Below are 18,244 nucleotides of genomic sequence, written 5' to 3'. Positions count from 1 at the left end.
CCCGGGCGCGGGGGTCGGAGCCGGGTGGTCGGGGCCGGGTGTCAGAGCCGGGCGCTGTCGAGCAGCGCGCCGAGCTCCTCGCGGGTCAGCTCGCGCAGCTCCCCGTTCCGCATGCCCCGCAGGTCGACGGGGCCGATGCGGGTGCGGGTCAGGCGTCGTACCGGGTGACCCACCTCGTCGAGCAGGCGACGCACGATGCGGTTGCGGCCCTCGTGCAGCACCAGCTCGACGATGGAACGGCCCCGCGCGCCGCCGGCGCCACGCTCGACGAGGCGGACGCCGGTGAGCGTCACCGGCCCGTCCTCGAGCTCGACGCCGTCGCGCAGCCGGGTCAGCGTCTCGCGGCTGACGTCGCCGTCCACCTCGGCCACGTAGGTCTTGTCGACCTCGTACGACGGGTGCGCCATCCGCTGCGCGAAGTCGCCGTCGTTGGTGAGCAGGATCAGCCCGCTGGTGTCGGTGTCGAGCCGCCCGACGTGGAACAGCCGCTCGGGGCGGTCCGCCACGAGGTCCGACAGGGTGCGGCGGCCCTCGGGGTCGCTCATCGTCGAGACCACGCCGCGGGGCTTGTTGAGCACGAGGTAGACGTGGTCGGAGATCGGCGGCAGCCGCTCGCCGTCGACGCGGATCACCGCGGTGCGCGGGTCGACCTTCGTGCCGAGGCGGGTGACGACCTCGCCGTCGACCTCGACGAGGCCGTCGAGCATCAGCTCCTCGCAGCGGCGGCGCGACGCCACCCCCGACTGGGCGAGCAGCTTCTGCAGCCGCACCAGGCCCTCGGCGTCGGTCTCGATCTCCCTCATCGTCCGGGCTCCTCCAGGTCGTCCATCGCGGGCAGGTACGGCGCGAGCTCGGGCAGCTCGTCGAGCGAGGTGATGCCGAGGCGCTCGAGGAAGTACGACGTCGTGCGGTACAGGTGCGCGCCGCTCGTCTCGTCCTGCCCGGCCTCCTCGACCAGGCCGCGGGCGAGCAGGGTGCGCATGACGCCGTCCACGTTGACGCCCCGCACCGCCGAGACGCGGGCCCGCGACACCGGCTGCTGGTAGGCGACGATCGCGAGCGTCTCGAGCGCGGCCTGCGTCAGGCGGGCCGACTGCCCCTCGAGGACGAACCGCTCGACCACGGGCGCGAACTCCTCGCGCGTGTAGTAGCGCCAGCCCCCGGCGACGGCGCGCAGCTCGAAGCCGCGCCGCTGCGCGGCGTACCCCGCCTCGAGGTCGCGCAGCGCGGCCTCGACCTCGTCGACGGAGCGCCGGAGCGCCGCGGCGAGCACGACCGCGGGCAGCGGCTGGTCGGCGACCATCAGCACCGCCTCGAGCGCCGGGTGCAGGTCTGCGGGGTCGAGGCCGGGGTCGGGGCCGGCGTCGGGGGTCGGGCCGTCGGGCTGGGTGGTCATCGGTCCTCCTGGGCCGGCACGGGGGTGCCGTCGAACTCGTCGGTGATCTCGACGTCGGTGGTCTCGCCCCCGGTCCAGCGCACCGTGAGCTCGCCGAGGGCGACCGCCTGGTCGAAGGCGACGACGCCCTCGCGGAACAGCTCGAGCAGCGAGAGGAAGCGGGCCACCGTCGTCAGGGTGTCGGGGGCGTCGGCCACCAGCGAGCGGAACGTCAGCGCGCCCTGGCGCCGCAGGCGCGCCACGACGACCGCCGCCTGCTCCCGCACGCTGACCGCCGGGGCGTGGATGTGCGCCAGCGACACCTCCGGCGCGGCGCGGGGCGCCGAGGCCCGGGCCGCGAGGCGGGCGAACTCCTCCAGCCCGATGCCGATGAGCACCTCCGGCAGGAGCGTCGCGAACCGCTCGTCGAGGCCGACCGCACGAGGGTGGCGCAGGGACTCCTCGGCCAGCCGACGCTCGAGCACCCCGGCGACCTGGCGGTACGCCTTGTACTGCAGCAGCCGGGCGAACAGCAGGTCGCGGGCCTCCAGCAGCGCGAGGTCCTCCTCGTCCTCCACCTCGGCCGACGGCAGCAGGCGGGTGGTCTTGAGGTCTAGCAGGGTCGCCGCGACGAGCAGGAACGACGTCGTCTGCTCCAGGTCCCAGACCGGGCCACCGGCCTTGACGTGGGCGATGAACTCGTCCGTCACCCGCGACAGGGCCACCTCGGTGACGTCGAGCCGGTGCTTGGCGATGAGGTTGAGCAGGAGGTCGAACGGTCCCTCGAAGTTGTCGAGGCGGACCGCGAAGGCCGGCGCCGCGTCAGCGGTGGGCTCGGGGTCCGCGAGCGTCATCCCTCGCCACGCAGGCGCCGCGCGAGCGCGCTGGCCTCGCCGTTCTCCTCCAGGTCGGCCAGCGCCAGCGCGACGGCCTCGCGGACCAGCCGCCCCCGGTCGACCGCCGTGCCCAGCTCGGCCCGCAGCCGCAGCCGCGCCTGCTCGATGTCGAGCAGCTCGGCGGAGGTCACGTAGACCGTCATCTTCTCGTCGTGCTTGACGCGCCCGCTCGGTCGTCGCGCCCCCGCCGGCTGCGCCGAGGCGCTCGCCGACCCGTCCGCCGGGGCGGGTACGGCGGGTGGCGCCGGCGCTGCGTCGCCGTCCGCGACGGGCGCGGTCGGGCGGAAGAGGTCGTCGGCCGGCGGCAGGCTCACGCGCCGGGCCACCGGGCGAGCACCTCCTTCGCGAGCTGGCGGTAGGAGTCGGCCCCCGTCGACTTCGAGGCGTAGCTGGTGATGGGCTCGCCGGCGACCGTGGAGTCGGAGAACTTCACGGTGCGGCGGATGACGGTGTGGAAGACCGTGTCGCCCCACGCCTGCACCAGGCGCTCCATGACCTCGCGGCCGTGGAGAGTGCGCCCGTCGTACATGGTGCCGAGCACCCCGTCGATCGTCAGGCGCGGGTTGAGCCGCTCCGCGACCTTGTCGATGGTCGTCTTCAGCAGGGCCACGCCGCGCAGCGCGAAGTACTCGCACTCCAACGGCACGATGACGCCGTCGGCGGCGGTCAGGGCGTTGACGGTCAGCAGGCCGAGTGAGGGCTGGCAGTCGATGAGCACGACGTCGTACCGCTCGACGGCGGGTGCGAGCACCCGCGCGAGGGTCTGCTCGCGGGCCACCTCGTGCACGAGCTGCACCTCGGCGGCCGACAGGTCGATGTTGGAGGGCAGCAGGTCCATGCCCGGCACGCCGGTCTCCACGACGACGTCGTCGATGGTGACGTCGCGCTCCATCAGCAGGTTGTAGACCGACAGGTCCATCTCGTGCGGGTTGAGACCGAGGCCGACCGAGAGCGACCCCTGGGGGTCGAAGTCGACGAGCAGCACGGTGCGGCCCAGCTCGGCGAGCGCGGCACCCAGGTTGATCGCGGTCGTCGTCTTGCCGACGCCGCCCTTCTGGTTGCACATCGCCACGACGCGGCCGTTGCCGTGGTGGGTGACCGGCGGGGGCTCCGGGAAGACCGGGAGCGGCCTGCCGGTGGGTCCGAGCCGCTCGGTCGCGGTGTCGGTGGCGAACGGCAGGGGGTCGGTCACGCGGTCTGGCTCCTCCACGGTGGCGGACGGTCGGTCCTGTGCTGCGGGCGGTCCTGTGCTGCGGGTGGGCGGCGCACCGGGCCCGGGACCCGGGTCCGTCGACTAGTCGACTCGGCCCGCGGGCGACTCTACCGCCGCCCCCGCCCGGCGTCAGCGCCGCCGCACCGCCGTGGTGAGCAGCAGCAGCTCGCCGGTCTCGTCGGTGGCGTCGAGGTCCACCGCCGACTCGATGATCCAGTCGTGGTGACCGGCCGGGTCGTCGAGCACCTGCGTGACCCGCAGCAGCCGCACGACCGGCGCGTCCTCGCCGTCGGGGTGGCCCGGCGCCGGGCCGCGGTCCTCGACGACGTCGAGCAGGGCGGGCCCGCGGGCATCGGCCCCGGTGCGCACCTCGTCGTGCTCGGCGAAGTACTCCTCCAGCGCCGCGTCCCACACCGAGCGGCCCACCAGCACCTGCCGGGGCGGCTCCACGCGGTCCGCGGCGAGGCGCTCGGCCCGCACGAGGCCGTCGAGGTCGTCGCGCGCGAAGCGCAGCACGCGGGCGAACGCGGCGTTGCGCACCATCACGCGCAGCGCGGGCTGCGCCGAGAGGGGGCGGCTGCCGCCGGGCACCGGGGCCACGCCGGCGGCGCGCTCGGCCGCGGCCCGCCGTACCGCCTCGGGGTCGTCCGAGCCCAGCGCCTCCCACTCGTCGACGAGGCTGGAGTCGGTCTGGCGCACGGTCTCCCCCAGCCACGCCACGATGTCCTCGAGCTCGTCGGTGCGGTGGGCGGCCGGGACCGTGCTGCGCAGCGTGCGGTAGGCGTCGGAGAGGTAGCGCAGCACCACGCCCTCCGAGCGCGCGAGCCCGTAGCGCGAGACGAGGTCGGTGAAGCTCATCGCCTGCTCGTACATCTCGCGCACCACCGACTTCGGCGACAGCGCGTCCTCCGGCAGCCACGGGTGAGCCGTGCGGTAGACCTCGTAGACGCCCTCGAGCAGCTCGCGCAGCGGCTGCGGCCAGGTGATCTGCTCGAGCAGCGCCATGCGCTCCTCGTACTCGATCCCGTCGGCCTTCATCTCGGCGACGGCCTCGCCGCGCAGCGCGAACTGCTGCGCCATCAGCACCTGGCGCGGCGGGTCGAGCACGGCCTCGATCGTCGAGACGACGTCGAGGGTGTACGTCGGGGACTCCGGGTCGAGCACGTCGAGCGCGGCCAGCGCGAAGTGCGCCAGCGGCTGGTTGAGGGCGAAGTCGACCGGCAGCGCCTCGGTGAGCACGTAGCGGCGCCCGTGCGCGTCGGGCTCGTCGAGGCGGCGCACCACCCCCGAGGTCAGGAGGCTGCGGGTCAGGCGCAGGGCGCGCCGGGCCAGGCGCAGCTGGTTGCGCCGGTCCTCGTGGTTGTCCGTCAGGAGCCGGCGGAGCACCGGGAACGCGTCCTCCTGGCGGGCGAGGACGGCGAGCAGGATCGCGTTGGTGATGCGCATCCGCGAGGCCAGCGGCTCGGGCGCGCCGGCGACCAGCTTGTCGAAGGTCTGCTCCGACCACACGATCGTGCCCTCGGGCGGCTTGCGCAGCTGCGCCTTGCTCTTCCGCTTGGCGCGCTTCTCCTCGCTCATCGCGGCGTTCCTCGCCTCGGCCTTGGCCTTGGCCCGCTCGTTCTCGATGACGTGCTCGGGGGCCTGCACCACGACGTACCCCATGGTGTCGAACCCGGCCCGGCCGGCGCGCCCGGCGATCTGGAGGAACTCGCGGGTGCGCAGCACGCGCTGGCGCGAGCCGTCGAACTTCGCGAGGCCCGTGAAGAGGACGGTGCGGATCGGCACGTTGATGCCCACGCCGAGGGTGTCGGTGCCGCAGATGACGGCGAGCAGCCCCTCCTGGGCCAGCTGCTCCACGAGGCGCCGGTAGCGCGGCAGCATCCCGGCGTGGTGCACGCCGATCCCGGAGCGCAGCAGCTTCGAGAGCGTCTTGCCGAAGCCGGCGCCGAAGCGGAAGTCGGCCAGGTGCGCCGCGATGCGGGCCTTCTGCTCCTTCCACGCGTCGTCGCGCCGACCCGTCAGCACCGTCAGCCCGCCGGGGCCGACGAGGCCCACGGCGTGCTCGACGGCCGCGGCCTGGGTGAAGTGCACGACGTAGACCGGCGCCTGCCGCGTGGAGACCAGCTCCTCGAGCGTCTCCGCCACCGGCGTCAGGGACCACCGGAAGTCGAGGGGAACGGGACGCGGGGCGTCCGCCACGAGCGCGGTCTCCCGCCCGGTACGACGCGTGAGGTCCGCCCGGATCGCCGTCGTGTCGCCCAGCGTGGCCGACATGAGCAGGAACTGGGCGTGCGGCAGCGTCAGGAGCGGCACCTGCCAGGCCCACCCGCGGTCGGGCTCGCCGTAGTAGTGGAACTCGTCCATCACCACGAGGCCGACGTCGGCCCCCTCGCCCTCGCGCAGCGCGAGGTTGGCCAGGATCTCGGCGGTGCAGCAGATGATGGGCGCGTCCGCGTTGACGGCGGCGTCACCGGTGAGCATGCCGACGTTCTCGGCCCCGAAGAGCGCGCAGAGGTCGAAGAACTTCTCGCTGACGAGCGCCTTGATCGGAGCGGTGTAGAAGCTGACGCGGTCCTGGGCGAGCGCGGCGGCGTGCGCCGCGGCCGCGACCAGCGACTTGCCCGACCCGGTGGGCGTGGCCAGCACGACGTTGGCCCCGCCCAGCAGCTCGAGGACGGCCTCGTCCTGGTGGGGGTAGAGCGGTACGCCGCGCTCCTGCGCCCAGGCGGTGAACCCGTCGTACAACGCGTCGGGGTCGGGGCCCGCGGCGTCGACGACGGCGAGCAGCGGCTCCTTCACCGGGGGCACGGGGCCCACGGCGCTCACCGGGCTCACCGGGCGCGGGGGTGCGCGAGGGCGAAGGCCTCGCGCAGGTTGTCGACGGTCACGAGCGTGTAGATCTGCGTCGTGGTCACCGAGGCGTGGCCCAGGAGCTCCTGCACCACGCGGACGTCGGCGCCGCCGTCGAGCAGGTGGGTGGCGAAGGAGTGACGCAGCGTGTGCGGCGAGACGTCGGCCCGGACGCCGGCGCGGTCGGCGGAGCGCACCAGCACGGTCCACGCGCTCTGCCGCGACAGGCGCCCGCCGCGGGCGTTGAGGAACAGCGCGGGCGTGCCGCCGCCCGTCGCGACGAGCTCGGGCCGGGCGCGCACCAGGTAGCGGTCGAGGGCCTCCAGCGCGTACGAGCCGACGGGGACGACGCGCTCCTTGCCGCCCTTGCCCCGCAGCCACACGGTGCCCTCGGTGCGGTCGACGTCGTCCACGTCGAGTCCGACGGCCTCGGAGATGCGGGCGCCGGTGCCGTAGAGCAGCTCGAGCAGCGCGCGGTCGCGGAGCGCGAGCGTCGTGCCCGCGGCGCCGGCGGCGTCGAGGATGGCCTCGACGTCGCTCAGCGGCAGCGCCTTCGGCAGCCGCTTGGTCGGCGTCGGGGGCTTCACCTCGGCGGCCGGGTCGTGGGTGACGAGCCCGTCGCGCAGCGCGAACCGGTGGAACCCGCGCACGGCGACGAGTGTGCGCGCCGCCGAGCTGGCGCCGAGCGGCGGGTGGGCGTCGTCGCCGGTGCGCAGCGCGACGAGGAAGTCGGCCACCACCGGCGTCGTGACCGCGTCGAGCGTGGAGATGCCGCGGGCGGCGAGGTGCGCGGCGTACCGGCGCAGGTCGCGGCGGTAGGAGACCAGCGTGTTGCGGGCCGACCCGCGCTCGACCGTGAGGTGGTCGAGGTAGGTCGCGACCGCCCGCTCGATTCCGGTCGGGCCGCTCAGGACGTCGGCTCCGGCTCGCCGGTCACGCCCCGGACGCGCCGCGCGTGCAGCACGAGCACGGCGATGACCACGGGGGCGTCGGTGATGCGTCCCGCGAGCACGCCGTCGAGCAGCTCGGCGAACGGCACCCACAGCATCTCCATGTCGGCCTCCTCGTGCTGGAGCACGAAGTCGCCGCGGTCGGTGGCCCGCAGGCCCTCGGCCAGGAAGATGGAGGCCTTCTCGCTGCTGATCCCGGGCGAGGGGTACGTCGTGACGAGGTGCGTCCAGCGCTCCGCCTCGAACGCCGCCTCCTCGCGCAGCTCGCGGCGCGCGACCTCCAGCGCCGGCTCCCCCGCCACGTCGAGCAGGCCCGCGGGCAGCTCGACGAAGCGCGTCCGCGCGGCGTGGCGGTACTGGCGCAGGCACAGCACGCGGTCGTCGTCGTCGACCGCGAGGACGACCGCCGCGCCGGGGTGCTCGAGCACGATGCGCCGGAACGGCGCCTCGTCGTCGGCGCCGGGGCGGCGGATCCGGTCGGCCCGCAGCGCGACGACCCACCCGTCGCGGTGGAGGTCCTCGCTGGACTCCACCGGCCAGGCGGCGGGCTCGTCGCGGAGCTCCCCGGGGTCGCGCTGCTCGTCGGTCACCGGGTCACTCGCCCCCGTCGATCGGGATGAGCAGCTCGCGCTGGCGCACGAGCGCCGCCCGCACGAGGCCCGCGAAGAGCGGGTGCGGCCGCGTCGGGCGCGACATCAGCTCGGGGTGCGCCTGGGTCGAGACGTAGTACGGGTGCACCTCGCGCGGCAGCTCGACGAACTCGACGAGCTCGTCGTCGGGCGAGCGACCGGAGAACACGAGACCGGCCTCCTCCAGCCGAGCGCGGTAGGCGTTGTTGACCTCGTAGCGGTGGCGGTGGCGCTCCTCCACCCGCCCGGTGCCGTAGACCTCGCGCACGATCGAGCCCTCGGCGAGGTCGGCCGGGTAGAGCCCGAGCCGCATCGTGCCGCCCAGGTCGCCGGCCCCCTCGACGTACGCCGCCTGCTCGGCCATGGTCGCGATGACCGGCTCGGGGGTGGCGGGGTCGAACTCGGTCGAGTCGGCGGCGCCGAGGCCCGCCACGTTCCGCGCGTACTCGATGACCATGCTCTGCAGGCCCAGGCACAGCCCGAGCGTCGGTACGCCGTGGGTCCGCGCGTGCGTCAGGGCGCCGAGCTTGCCCTCGAGGCCGCGGATGCCGAAGCCGCCGGGCACGCAGATCGCGTCGACGTCCTCCAGCGCGCGGGCGGCGCCGGCCGGCGTGGCGCACTCGTCGGAGGGCACCCAGCGCAGGTGCACCTTCGCCTCGTGCGCGAAGCCGCCGGCGCGCAGCGCCTCGGCGACGGACAGGTAGGCGTCCGGCAGGTCGACGTACTTGCCGACGAGGGCGACCGTGACCTCCTCGGCCGGGTGGTGCACGCGGCGCAGCAGGTCGTCCCACGACGACCAGTCGACGTCGCGGAACGGCAGGTCGAGGCGGCGCACGACGTAGGCGTCCAGGCCCTCGCGGTGCAGCACCTTCGGGATGTCGTAGATCGACGGCGCGTCGGCGCAGGTGATGACGGCCTCGTCGTCCACGTCGCACATGAGCGCGATCTTGCGCTTGATGGAGACCGGCAGGTCGCGGTCGGCGCGGCACACGACGGCGTCCGGCTGGATGCCGATCGAGCGCAGCGCGGCGACCGAGTGCTGCGTGGGCTTGGTCTTCAGCTCCCCCGACGGGCCGATGTAGGGCACCAGCGAGACGTGGATGAAGAAGCAGTTGTCGCGGCCGACCTCGTGGCGCACCTGGCGCGCCGACTCGAGGAACGGCTGCGACTCGATGTCGCCGACCGTGCCCCCGATCTCGTGCAGCACGACGTCGACGCCCTCGCCGCCCATGGCGAGCATGCGGTCCTTGATCTCGTTCGTGATGTGCGGGATGACCTGGACCGTGTCGCCCAGGTAGTCGCCGCGCCGCTCCCGCTGGATGACGGTCGAGTAGACCTGCCCCGTCGTGACGTTCGCGATCTGGTTGAGGTCGGTGTCGAGGAACCGCTCGTAGTGCCCGATGTCGAGGTCGGTCTCGGCCCCGTCGTTGGTGACGAAGACCTCACCGTGCTGGAAGGGGTTCATCGTGCCGGGGTCCACGTTGAGGTACGGGTCCAGCTTCTGCATCGTGACCGTGAGCCCGCGGGCCTTCAGGAGGTTGCCGAGGCTAGAGGCCGTGAGCCCCTTGCCGAGGGAGGAGGCGACGCCCCCGGTGACGAATACGTGCTTCGTGGGCGTCGAGTGCTTCACGGGCTTCCACCCTACCCGAGATCCGGCGGTGCTCAGCCGACGGGAACGGCGCCGTCGGCCCCGGAGGCCCCGAACGCCCCCGTGGTGCCGTCCAGGGCGGCCGCGAGGGCCAGCACCGAGGACACCTGGCCCACGGTGGTCTCGCCGCCGTCGACGGTGCTCACGCCCTCGACCTCGGAGCGCAGCTGGGCCAGCGTGCCCTCCTCGCCCGACGCCGTCGTGCCCACGACGACCTCGCCGACGGCCGCCGCGGCGAGCCCCTCGGTCAGGCCGGCCACGAGCGCGTTCGCCGCGGCGTCCTCCCGGTCCTCGCCGAGCACGACGAGCACGAGCGGCACGCGGCCCGGCGCCGTCGCCGGCCCGTCGAGCATCTCGCCGGTGCGCAGCGCCTCGAGGATCGTGCCCGCGGCGGCGTCCGCCTCCTCGCCCTCGGTCTCGGTGCTCGCGACGGCCCGGCCGATGAGCCGGCCCACGCGCTCGTGCGAGGGCAGGTCGCTCGGCACGGTCTCGGCCAGGTCGAGGTCCTCGACGAGGCGGGTGGCCAGGGAGTCCGCCATGCCCTGGTCGTCGGGCAGGGTGAGGCGCTCACGGCCGTCGTAGCGCGCCGCGACCTGGGCGCCCGCGGCCTCGACCTGGCCCACGACACCCGCGACGACCTCGGGGTCGGCCCCGGCCAGCGTCACCAGGGCGACCTGCTGCCCCGCGAGCCGCTCGCCGTACAGCGCGGGCGCCGCGGTGGCCGCGAACTCGTCGCCGTACGACGCACGCAGCCCGTCGTCGGAGCGCGTGGTGGTCGGGGCCGCCGCGGGCTCGTTGCGACCGACCTCCGAGAGCGGGCCCCCACCGAGGACGACGCCCACCGCCAGCGCGGCGAAGACGGCGACGAGGGTGACGAGGTGCTGGCGGAACGTGATCACGAGAAGAGTCCTTGGATGTAGTCGACGAGGTCGCGGGCCCGGGCGGCGAGGTCGTCGCCCCACTCCTGGCCCACGGGCGTCACGGAGATGGCGGCGACGAGGGCCAGCAGGCCCACGAGCACCAGGAGGAGCAGGTGCACCGGACGCACCCGGCCGGAGTAGAGCGTCGGCACGGCGGCCGCGTCCACGAGGCGGGGGCCGACCTTGAGCCGGGTCAGGTAGGTGCTGGCGAGACCGGCGCGCTGCCGGTCGAGGAAGTCGTGGAGGGTCGCGCCGACGCCGACGCCGACGATGACGGAGGCCTCCTGGCGATCGGCGACGAGCAGGGCGACGTCCTCCGCCGTGGCCTGGGTCTGCACCTTGCGGGGCCGCACGCCGAGCCGGTCGAGCTGCGCGGAGGCCTCGCGGCTGATGCCCTCGGGCACGACGGCGATGACGTCGGTCGCGGCCTTGAGCGCCTTGGTCGTGGGCAGGGCGGCGTCGAGGCCGCTGCTCAGCACGACGACGTCGGCGGGCCGCCCGGCCTCGAGGAGGTCGTCGGCGGCGCGGTCGACGCCGACGAGGACGGGGCGCTGCTCGCGCAGGAAACGGGACAGGCCGTCGAGCTGCGCCGCGCTGTCCTCGCCGCGGACGACGACGACCACGGGGCGCCCCTCGATGGGCGTCGCCGGCAGCGGCACGCCCTGGCCGTGGAGCAGGAGGTCCTGCTCGCGGCGCAGGAACTCGCTGGCGTTGTGGGTGAAGGTGTCGAGCTGGCTGGTGAGGCCCTCGCGGGCCGCCTCGAGCTGGCGGGTGACGAGCGCGGCGTCGACCACGCGACCCGTCGCGACGGCCTCGGCGACGTCCCCGACGTGCACCCGGCCCTCGTGCACCCGGACCACGGCGCCGTCGCGCAGGCCGCCGGCGGAGCCCAGCTCGTCGACGACGACCACGCCCGCGTCGACCAGCACCTGGGGCCCGCGGTTGGGGTAGCGGCCCGAGATCATCGACTGCAGGTTGAGCACCGCGACCACGCCGACGTCGACGAGCGACTGGGCCGTCGAGCTGTCCATGTCGACGAGGTCGACGACGGCGACGTCCCCCTTCCGCAGACGGGGCAGCAGCGCCGAGACGCGTCGTCCGACGCGTGCGGTGCCGGTGGTGCCGGGGAGGACGTCGGGGCCGTCGGATCGGGTGCGCAGTCTCATGACCCGTCCATGGTGACAGCGCCCGGGCCCCGTGGGCGGCAAGCGGGACGGGCGCGTCGCGGTGCCCTCGGTCTCGTCCCGGGGCAACCCCGGAGCCGCCCCGGAGCCGCCCCGGCGGGCGCTCGGGCGCGCAGGCGGGGGCTCAGGCGGGGGCTCAGGCGCGGGCGGCTGCCGCGCGGTCCCGCGCGGCGCTGGCCAGCAGCTCGCGGGCGTGCGCCACGGCGGTGTCGGAGGACTCCAGGCCCGCCAGCATCCGCGACAGCTCCTGCTCGCGTGCCCCCTCGTCGAGCACCGTCAGGCCCGAGCTGGTCACCGAGCCGTCGCTCTCCTTGCGCACGAGGACGTGGGTGTCCGCGTACGCCGCCACCTGCGGCAGGTGGGTGACCACGAGCACCTGCTTGTGCACGGCGAGACCCGCGAGGCGGCGCCCGATCTCGATGCCCGCCTTGCCCCCGACGCCCGCGTCGACCTCGTCGAACACGAAGGTCGGCACCGGGCTCGTCGCTGCCAGCGAGACCTCCAGGGCCAGCATCACCCGGGACAGCTCACCCCCCGACGCGCCCTTGGTCAACGGGCGCGGGTCGGCGCCGGTGTTGGCCGCCAGCAGCATCTCGACCTCGTCGAGGCCGTGGCGGGCGAAGCGGAGCACGCGCTCCCCCACCCGCAGCGGCGCCCGCTCGGTGCCGTCCCCGGCGCCGTCCCCGTCACCGGCGCCGGGGTCGACCTCCTGCTGGCGCACGTCGATCCGGAAGCGGGCGTGCGGCATGGCGAGGTGGCCCAGCTCGGCCTCGACCCGCTCGGCGAGCCGGCCGGCGGCGTCGGTGCGGGCGGTGCTGAGGCGGGATCCGACCTCGGCCAGCTGGTCCCGCAGCGTGCGGCGCCGCGCGCGCAGCTCGTCGATGCTGTCGTCGGCGGACTCCAGCTCGGTCAATCGGCGCGCGGAGCGCTCCGACCAGGAGAGCACCTCGGCAATGGTGTCGCCGTACTTGCGGGTGAGGGCGATGAGCGCGGCGCGGCGCTCGGAGACGGCGGCGAGCCGGGCGGGGTCGACCTCGACGCCCGTGGCGTACGACGCGACGTCTCCCGCGAGGTCGGTGAGGAGGTAGCCCACCTCGGCGAGCCGCTGGGCGAGCGCCGCGGCGGCCGGGTCGTGCTCGGCGACACCGTCGAGCGCGCTGCGGGCCGCCGCCATGGCGCCGAGCGCGTCGGGGGCGCCCACCTCGCTCGACAGCGCCTCGCGGGCGGTCTCGGCGGCCGTGCGCAGCTCGTCGGCGTACCCCAGGCGGGACTCCTCCGCGGCCAGCTCGTCCTCCTCGCCGGCACCGGGCGCGACCTCCGCGATCTGGTCCAGCCCGAAGCGCAGCAGCTCGGCCTCGCGGGCCCGCTCCTGGCTCGAGGCGACGACGTCGGCGAGCTCGCGCTCGGTCGTGACGAGCGCGTCGTGCAGCTCCCGGTACGCCGCGGCCGCCTCGGCGACGGGAGCGCCGCCGAAGCGGTCGAGCGCCTCGCGCTGGGCAGCGGCCCGCAGCAGCCGGTGCTGGTCGGACTGGCCGTGCACCGCGACGAGCGGCTGGGCGAGCTCGCCCAGCACGGCCACGGGGACGGTGGCGCCGCCGGCGTACGCACGGCTGCGACCCTCGGCGGAGATGTTGCGGGCGAGGACGGCGCGGTCGTCCTCGACGACGCCGCCGGTCTCCTCCACCGCGGCGGCGAACCCGTCGAGCCCGCCGGTCAGCACGACACCCTCGACCCGCGCGGCCTTGGAGCCCGAACGCACGGCCCCGCTGTCGGCCCGTCCGCCCAGCAGCAGGCCGAGGGCCGTCACGACCATGGTCTTGCCCGCGCCGGTCTCACCCGTCACCACCGTGAGACCGGGGCCGAGGGTCAGGGTCGAGGAGTCGATGACCCCGAGCGAGCGGATGCGGATCTCCTCAAGCACCGGGCTCTCCCGTCGGGTGGGTCGGGTGGGTCGGGTGGGTCGGGTGGGTCGGGTCCGCGGGGCCGGCGGTGGCGCCGCCGGGGCCGACGGGGGTGCTCGCGGCGGCGGTGGCCTCCGCGTCGACGGCGAGGTCGCGCAGCCGGCGCTCGGCGGCGCCGCGCCACCCCTCGACGGGCAGGCCGAACTTGGCGACGAGACGGTCGGCGAACGGCGAGGCGTGCAGCCGCACGAGCCGCACGGGCCGCGTCCCGCGGGTGACCTCGATGCGGGCCCCCTGGGGCAGGTCGACCGCGCGCCGCCCGTCGCACCACAGGACCCCGGCGCTGGTCCCGGGCGTGACGATCTCGACCGCCAGCACGGAGGTGGGGGCCACCACCATGGGGCGGGCGAACAGGGCGTGCGCCGAGATCGGCACCATCAGCAGCGCCTCGACCTCGGGCCACACGACGGGCCCGCCCGCGCTGAAGTTGTACGCCGTGGACCCCGTCGGCGTGGCGAGCACGACGCCGTCGCAGCCCCACCGCGACAGCGGCCGCCCGTCGATCTCCAGGACCAGCTCGAGCATCCGCTCGCGCGCGGCCTTCTCGACGGAGGCCTCGTTGAGCGCGAACGTGCGCTCGACGACCTCACCGCCCACCACCACGGTGACCTCGAGGGTCAGCCGCTCCTCGGTGGTGTAGCGCCGCTCGACGATCGCCTCGATGGTCGAGGCCACGTCGTCGTGCTCGGCCTCGGCCAGGAACCCGACGTGGCCCAGGTTGACCCCCAGCAGCGGCGTCCCCGACGCGCGGGTGCGCTCGGCGGCCCGCAGGATGGTGCCGTCGCCGCCGATGACGACGGCGAGCTCGAGGCCGGCGTCGGCGAGGTCCCCGTCCTGGACGACGCGCACCGCGCCCGCGTCGAGGTCGAGGTCGGGCGCCTCGTCGGCCGGCACGAGCACCTCGAGCCCGCCCGCGTGCAGCGCCCGGCAGAACTCCTCGGCCACCACCCGGGCACCGGCCCGGCCGGTGTGGGTGAGCAGGAGGACCCTGCGGACGTCCGTGGGCACGTCGGTGGTCACCGCGAGACCTCCTCGAGGATGTGGCTGGCGTCGATCTCGGCGGGCCCGCGGCGCAGCCACAGGAAGAACTCCACGTTGCCCGACGGGCCCGGCAGGGGGCTCGTCGCGACGGCGCGCGCGCCCCAGCCGCGGGCCGCCGCGGCGTCGGCCACGGTCGTGACCGCCTCGGCGCGCAGGGCGAGGTCGCGCACGACGCCGCCCTTGCCGACGCGGTCCTTGCCGACCTCGAACTGCGGCTTGACCATGAGGGCGAGGTCGCCGTCGGGTGCGGTCACCGCCAGGAGCGGTTCGAGCACGAGCACGAGCGAGATGAAGGACAGGTCGCCGACGACGAGGTCGACGGGCCCGTCGGTGACGGTGAGGTCGAGCTCGCGGATGTTGGTGCGGTCGCGGACCACGACCCGGGGGTCCTGCCGCACCGACCAGGCGAGCTGCCCGTAGCCCACGTCGACCGCGACCACCTCGGCGGCGCCGCGGCGCAGCAGCACGTCGGTGAACCCGCCGGTGGAGGCCCCGGCGTCGAGGCAGCGGCGGCCCTCCACGAGGAGGCCGGCGGGGCCGAAGGCGTCGAGCGCGCCGACCAGCTTGTGACCGCCGCGCGACACGTACTCCGGGCCGCCCGGGTCTTCGCGCACGACGATCGCGACGTCGGTGGTCACGCCGGTGGCGGGCTTGGTCGCGACGGCGCCGGCGACGCTCACGCGACCGTCGGCGATGAGGGTGCTGGCGTGCTCACGGGAGCGGGCGAGGCTGCGACGCACGAGCTCGGCGTCGAGCCGCAGGCGGCGGGGAGGCATCGAGCGCGGTCACCCGGCCGTCGTGCCGTCGAGCACGCGGCGCAGCCCGGCGTGGACGCTCTCGAGCACGGCGACGTGGTCGACGACCGGCGTGCCGTCGAGGGCGGCGAGCTCGGCCACGACCGCGTCGACGTCCGCGTCGCCCGTCGGCTCCACGACGACCGGGCCGACGCGGTCGTCGAGGTCGACCGGGGGCACGGGACGGGAGTCGGACATGCTGCCGAGGCTACCTGTCGGCTCCCCCGTCGTACGGCGGCAGCCCCGGGCTGTGGACGGCGCCCACGTCCGCGGGCGCACCGGTGACGTCGAGGTGGTGCCACAGGGCGACCGCCGCGGCGCGCCACCAGTCCGACGCCGTGCCGGCCGCGTCCCCGCGGCCCTCGACCTGCAGGCGGCCGTCGGTCACCGCGGCGCTCCAGGCCCCGAGGTCGACGCGGCCGTCGACCACCTCGACCGCGGGCTGCGGCTCGAGGAGACCGCCCAGGTCGGCGGCGACGTACGACGGCCGGTGCCCCACCGCGCACGTGGCGAGGTCGGCCAGACCGGAGACGCCCGTCATCACCAGCAGCGTCGGCACGTCGACCGCGATCCCGCCGTCGATGTCGGTGTCGAGGCGGTCGCCGACCATCAACGGCCGCTCGGCGCCGCAGCGCTCGATCGTCGTCTCCAGCAACGGGGGCGAGGGCTTGCCGGCGACTTCGGGGGTGACGCCGGTGAACCCCTGGAGCATGGCGACGAGCACGCCGTGCCCGGGGGCGGGCCCGCGCGGGGTCGGGATCGAGCCGTCCGTGTTGCTCGCGGTCCAGGGCAGCCCGTCGCGGATCCGCACGGCCACCGTCATGAGGTCGCGCCACACGACGTCGGGCCCGTAGCCGGTCGCCACGGCCACCGCCTCGTCCTCGGCCCCGACGGGCACCAGCCCGACCTCCTCCAGGGCCTCGCGCAGGCCCGCCGCCCCGAGCGCGACGACGCGCGCCCCGGCACCCCAGCGGGCACGCAGGCGCATCGCCGCGGCCTGCGCGGAGGTGACGACGTCCGCTACCTCGGCGGGTACGCCGACCTCGGCCAGGTGGGCCGCCACGACGCCCGGGGGGCGGGAGGCGTTGTTGGTGACGAAGGCGAGGCGGGTGCCCCGTTCGCGCACGTGTGCCAGGTGGGTCGCCGCACCCGGTACGCCCTCCCCGCCGACGTACACGACGCCGTCCAGGTCGAGCATGACAAGGTCGTGCGCCTCGCCCAGCGGTCGCTCGGTGGTGGCCAGCACGGGTCGCCCCTTTCGTCGGTCGGGTTGCCGCGGCACCCTACGATGCCTCGGTGGAGCCCGACGACGTGACCATCGCCCCGGCGGTCGGTCCTCCCGTCGAGCTGCACCCCTTCGCCGCCACGCGGCTCTCACCGGCGCGGGTCGGCGACCCGGCGTCCGCGCGCCTCCTGGCCCGTCCCCACCGGGCGGTGCCCGAGCGCATCCAGCGGTGGCGCCGCCTGGGCAACCTCGTGCAGGACGACCGCCCAGCCCTCTACGTCCATGAGTACAGCAGCCAGGGGCTGGCCGTCCGGGCCGTGGTCGGTCTGGCCGCCGTGCACCGCTCCGCGGCCACCCTGGCCGGGCCCGGCATCGTGCCCCACGAGGACGTGGACCGGCACCAGGCCGAGGAGCTGGCCGCGCGCATGCACGCCATGCGGGTCAACCCCGCCCCCATCCTGCTGGCCCACCGTGCGGGTGCGGCCACGCGCGCGTGCGTCGACGACGCCACGCTGGCCGCGCCGCTGACGGACTACGTCGACCGCGCCGGGCAGCGGCACCGGTTCTGGGCGGTCACCGACGAGGCCGCCGTCGCAGACCTCGCGGCGTCGTTCCGCGAGGCACGGCTGCTGGTGGCCGACGGGCACCACCGGCTCGCGGCCTACCAGCTGCTCGACGCCGAGGAGACCGAGCCCGGCTGGGACCGCGGCCTCGTGATGGCGGTCGACCAGTCGGACACCCCGCTGTTCCTGGGCGCCATCCACCGGGTGCTGCACGGCGTGGACGCCATGGCACTGGTGGACGCGGTGCGCCTGCGGGGGATCGGCGACCTGCGGCACCTGGGAGACGCCTCCCCGGTGGTGGCGCTGGACCAGCGGACGCTCGTCGTCACCACGGGTGAGGACTCGTGGGCCGTCACCATCCCCGAGTCGAGCACCTTCGCTCCCGTCGAGGTGCTCCACCGCGAGCTCCTCCCCCACGTGCCCGCGCACCGCGTCGAGTTCCACCACACGGCCGAGGCGGCGTTGGCGCGGTTGACGTCGCCCGCACGGGGAGCCGAGGAGCGCACCGTCGTGCTCGTGCCGGCTCTCACGTACGACGCCGTGGACGCCGTCGTCGCGGCCGGGCGCCGACTCCCCGAGAAGGCGACGTCCTTCCAGCCGAAGTCGAGCATCGGCGCCATCATGCGCGCGTTCTGACGACCCCGCGGCCCTGCGTCGCCCTGACCGTCCTCGGCGAGTCGAACCGAGCCGTCAAGAACGTCGGGAAATAGCACTAGGGCGACCCTCCGAAGAGGGTCGCCCTAGGCGAAAGGATGTCCGGCGGCGTCCTACTCTCCCACGACCTCCCGGTCGCAGTACCATCGGCGCTGAGAGGCTTAACTTCCGGGTTCGGAATGGGACCGGGTGTTTCCCTCTCGCTATGACCGCCGTAACTCTATTGACTTACACAATCCCCGCATGTCGTCCCCACCGGTCAAGTGTGGGGGCAGCGGGATGGTGTGTTGTCTCAGACACCAGACAGTGGACGCGAACAATAACAAGCAGCATGACGATTG

At 74.9% G+C, this 18,244-nt stretch carries 16 protein-coding genes, 1 rRNA gene and 1 pseudogene; 1 reads left to right on the top strand and 17 read right to left on the bottom strand.

The window, feature by feature from the left end:
• Positions 1 to 41: 41 nt before the first annotated feature.
• From KK617_RS03575 to KK617_RS03500, 16 genes are all read right to left on the bottom strand, one after another.
• Positions 42 to 803, bottom strand: a complete 762-nt coding sequence (locus tag KK617_RS03575; RefSeq protein WP_277498138.1) for a pseudouridine synthase — start codon at positions 801 to 803, stop codon at positions 42 to 44.
• The gene (scpB, locus tag KK617_RS03570; protein WP_277498137.1) at positions 800 to 1,396 is read right to left on the bottom strand and encodes an SMC-Scp complex subunit ScpB; all 597 of its coding nucleotides are present in this window, start codon (positions 1,394 to 1,396) and stop codon (positions 800 to 802) included. The genes KK617_RS03575 and scpB overlap by 4 nt, the downstream gene beginning before the upstream one ends.
• Positions 1,393 to 2,229, bottom strand: a complete 837-nt coding sequence (locus KK617_RS03565) for a segregation/condensation protein A (protein ID WP_277498136.1) — start codon at positions 2,227 to 2,229, stop codon at positions 1,393 to 1,395. Before KK617_RS03565 ends, scpB begins: the two co-directional genes overlap by 4 nt.
• Positions 2,226 to 2,597, bottom strand: coding sequence for a hypothetical protein (locus KK617_RS03560; RefSeq protein WP_277498135.1), 372 nt, complete (start codon positions 2,595 to 2,597; stop codon positions 2,226 to 2,228). The genes KK617_RS03565 and KK617_RS03560 overlap by 4 nt, the downstream gene beginning before the upstream one ends.
• Positions 2,582 to 3,463, bottom strand: coding sequence for a ParA family protein (locus KK617_RS03555; RefSeq protein ID WP_277498134.1), 882 nt, complete (start codon positions 3,461 to 3,463; stop codon positions 2,582 to 2,584). Before KK617_RS03555 ends, KK617_RS03560 begins: the two co-directional genes overlap by 16 nt.
• A 150-nt stretch (positions 3,464 to 3,613) precedes the next feature.
• Positions 3,614 to 6,301: a DEAD/DEAH box helicase gene (locus KK617_RS03550; protein WP_277498245.1), complete on the bottom strand. Its 2,688-nt coding sequence runs from the start codon at positions 6,299 to 6,301 to the stop codon at positions 3,614 to 3,616.
• Positions 6,302 to 6,315: 14 nt separating this feature from the next.
• Positions 6,316 to 7,245 carry a site-specific tyrosine recombinase XerD gene (xerD, locus tag KK617_RS03545; RefSeq protein ID WP_277498244.1) on the bottom strand — a complete coding sequence of 310 codons (930 nt, stop codon included), beginning with the start codon at positions 7,243 to 7,245 and terminating at the stop codon, positions 6,316 to 6,318.
• Entirely contained in the window at positions 7,242 to 7,874 is a 633-nt protein-coding gene (locus KK617_RS03540; RefSeq protein WP_277498133.1) for an NUDIX hydrolase, read from the bottom strand. Before KK617_RS03540 ends, xerD begins: the two co-directional genes overlap by 4 nt.
• 4 nt (positions 7,875 to 7,878) lie before the next feature.
• Complete coding sequence (locus KK617_RS03535; RefSeq protein ID WP_277498132.1) at positions 7,879 to 9,543, bottom strand: CTP synthase; 1,665 nt, start codon at positions 9,541 to 9,543, stop codon at positions 7,879 to 7,881.
• 32 nt (positions 9,544 to 9,575) lie between these two features.
• Positions 9,576 to 10,460 (bottom strand): copper transporter, encoded by an 885-nt coding sequence (locus KK617_RS03530; protein WP_277498131.1) that lies wholly within the window; start codon positions 10,458 to 10,460, stop codon positions 9,576 to 9,578.
• Positions 10,457 to 11,647 carry a putative cytokinetic ring protein SteA gene (steA, locus tag KK617_RS03525; protein ID WP_277498130.1) on the bottom strand — a complete coding sequence of 397 codons (1,191 nt, stop codon included), beginning with the start codon at positions 11,645 to 11,647 and terminating at the stop codon, positions 10,457 to 10,459. The genes KK617_RS03530 and steA overlap by 4 nt, the downstream gene beginning before the upstream one ends.
• Positions 11,648 to 11,801: 154 nt before the next feature.
• Entirely contained in the window at positions 11,802 to 13,586 is a 1,785-nt protein-coding gene (gene recN / locus KK617_RS03520) for a DNA repair protein RecN (protein WP_277498129.1), read from the bottom strand.
• The gene (locus tag KK617_RS03515) at positions 13,579 to 14,646 is read right to left on the bottom strand and encodes an NAD kinase (protein WP_277498128.1); all 1,068 of its coding nucleotides are present in this window, start codon (positions 14,644 to 14,646) and stop codon (positions 13,579 to 13,581) included. The genes recN and KK617_RS03515 overlap by 8 nt, the downstream gene beginning before the upstream one ends.
• Positions 14,643 to 15,443 (bottom strand): TlyA family RNA methyltransferase, encoded by an 801-nt coding sequence (locus KK617_RS03510; protein ID WP_277498127.1) that lies wholly within the window; start codon positions 15,441 to 15,443, stop codon positions 14,643 to 14,645. The genes KK617_RS03515 and KK617_RS03510 overlap by 4 nt, the downstream gene beginning before the upstream one ends.
• Positions 15,444 to 15,452: 9 nt before the next feature.
• Positions 15,453 to 15,659, bottom strand: coding sequence for a hypothetical protein (locus KK617_RS03505; protein ID WP_277498126.1), 207 nt, complete (start codon positions 15,657 to 15,659; stop codon positions 15,453 to 15,455).
• 10 nt (positions 15,660 to 15,669) lie between these two features.
• On the bottom strand, positions 15,670 to 16,707 hold the full coding sequence (locus KK617_RS03500; RefSeq protein WP_277498125.1) for an HAD hydrolase-like protein: 1,038 nt from the start codon (positions 16,705 to 16,707) through the stop codon (positions 15,670 to 15,672).
• Positions 16,708 to 16,733: 26 nt separating this feature from the next.
• Between KK617_RS03500 and KK617_RS03495 the strand changes: the two are divergent.
• Positions 16,734 to 17,885 (top strand): annotated as a pseudogene (locus tag KK617_RS03495) (DUF1015 family protein); the annotation flags it as partial.
• 118 nt (positions 17,886 to 18,003) lie between these two features.
• On the opposite strand, the gene rrf reads toward KK617_RS03495, so the two are convergent.
• Positions 18,004 to 18,120: ribosomal RNA gene (gene rrf, locus KK617_RS03490) — 5S ribosomal RNA — on the bottom strand.
• Positions 18,121 to 18,244: the final 124 nt, after the last annotated feature.

This window comes from Nocardioides sp. ChNu-99, assembly GCF_029493445.1.
GTDB lineage: Bacteria > Actinomycetota > Actinomycetes > Propionibacteriales > Nocardioidaceae > Nocardioides.
This window is presented reverse-complemented; position numbering and strand designations above follow the sequence as displayed.

What these genes read in the sequence shown, in the direction of transcription:
- KK617_RS03575 (WP_277498138.1), bottom strand. Translation starts at nt 803, where the DNA reads ATGAGGGAGATCGAGACCGACGCCGAGGGCCTGGTGCGGCTGCAGAAG.
- scpB (WP_277498137.1), bottom strand. Translation starts at nt 1,396, where the DNA reads ATGACCACCCAGCCCGACGGCCCGACCCCCGACGCCGGCCCCGACCCC.
- KK617_RS03565 (WP_277498136.1), bottom strand. Translation starts at nt 2,229, where the DNA reads ATGACGCTCGCGGACCCCGAGCCCACCGCTGACGCGGCGCCGGCCTTC.
- steA (WP_277498130.1), bottom strand. Translation starts at nt 11,647, where the DNA reads ATGAGACTGCGCACCCGATCCGACGGCCCCGACGTCCTCCCCGGCACC.
- KK617_RS03510 (WP_277498127.1), bottom strand. Translation starts at nt 15,443, where the DNA reads ATGCCTCCCCGCCGCCTGCGGCTCGACGCCGAGCTCGTGCGTCGCAGC.
- KK617_RS03505 (WP_277498126.1), bottom strand. Translation starts at nt 15,659, where the DNA reads ATGTCCGACTCCCGTCCCGTGCCCCCGGTCGACCTCGACGACCGCGTC.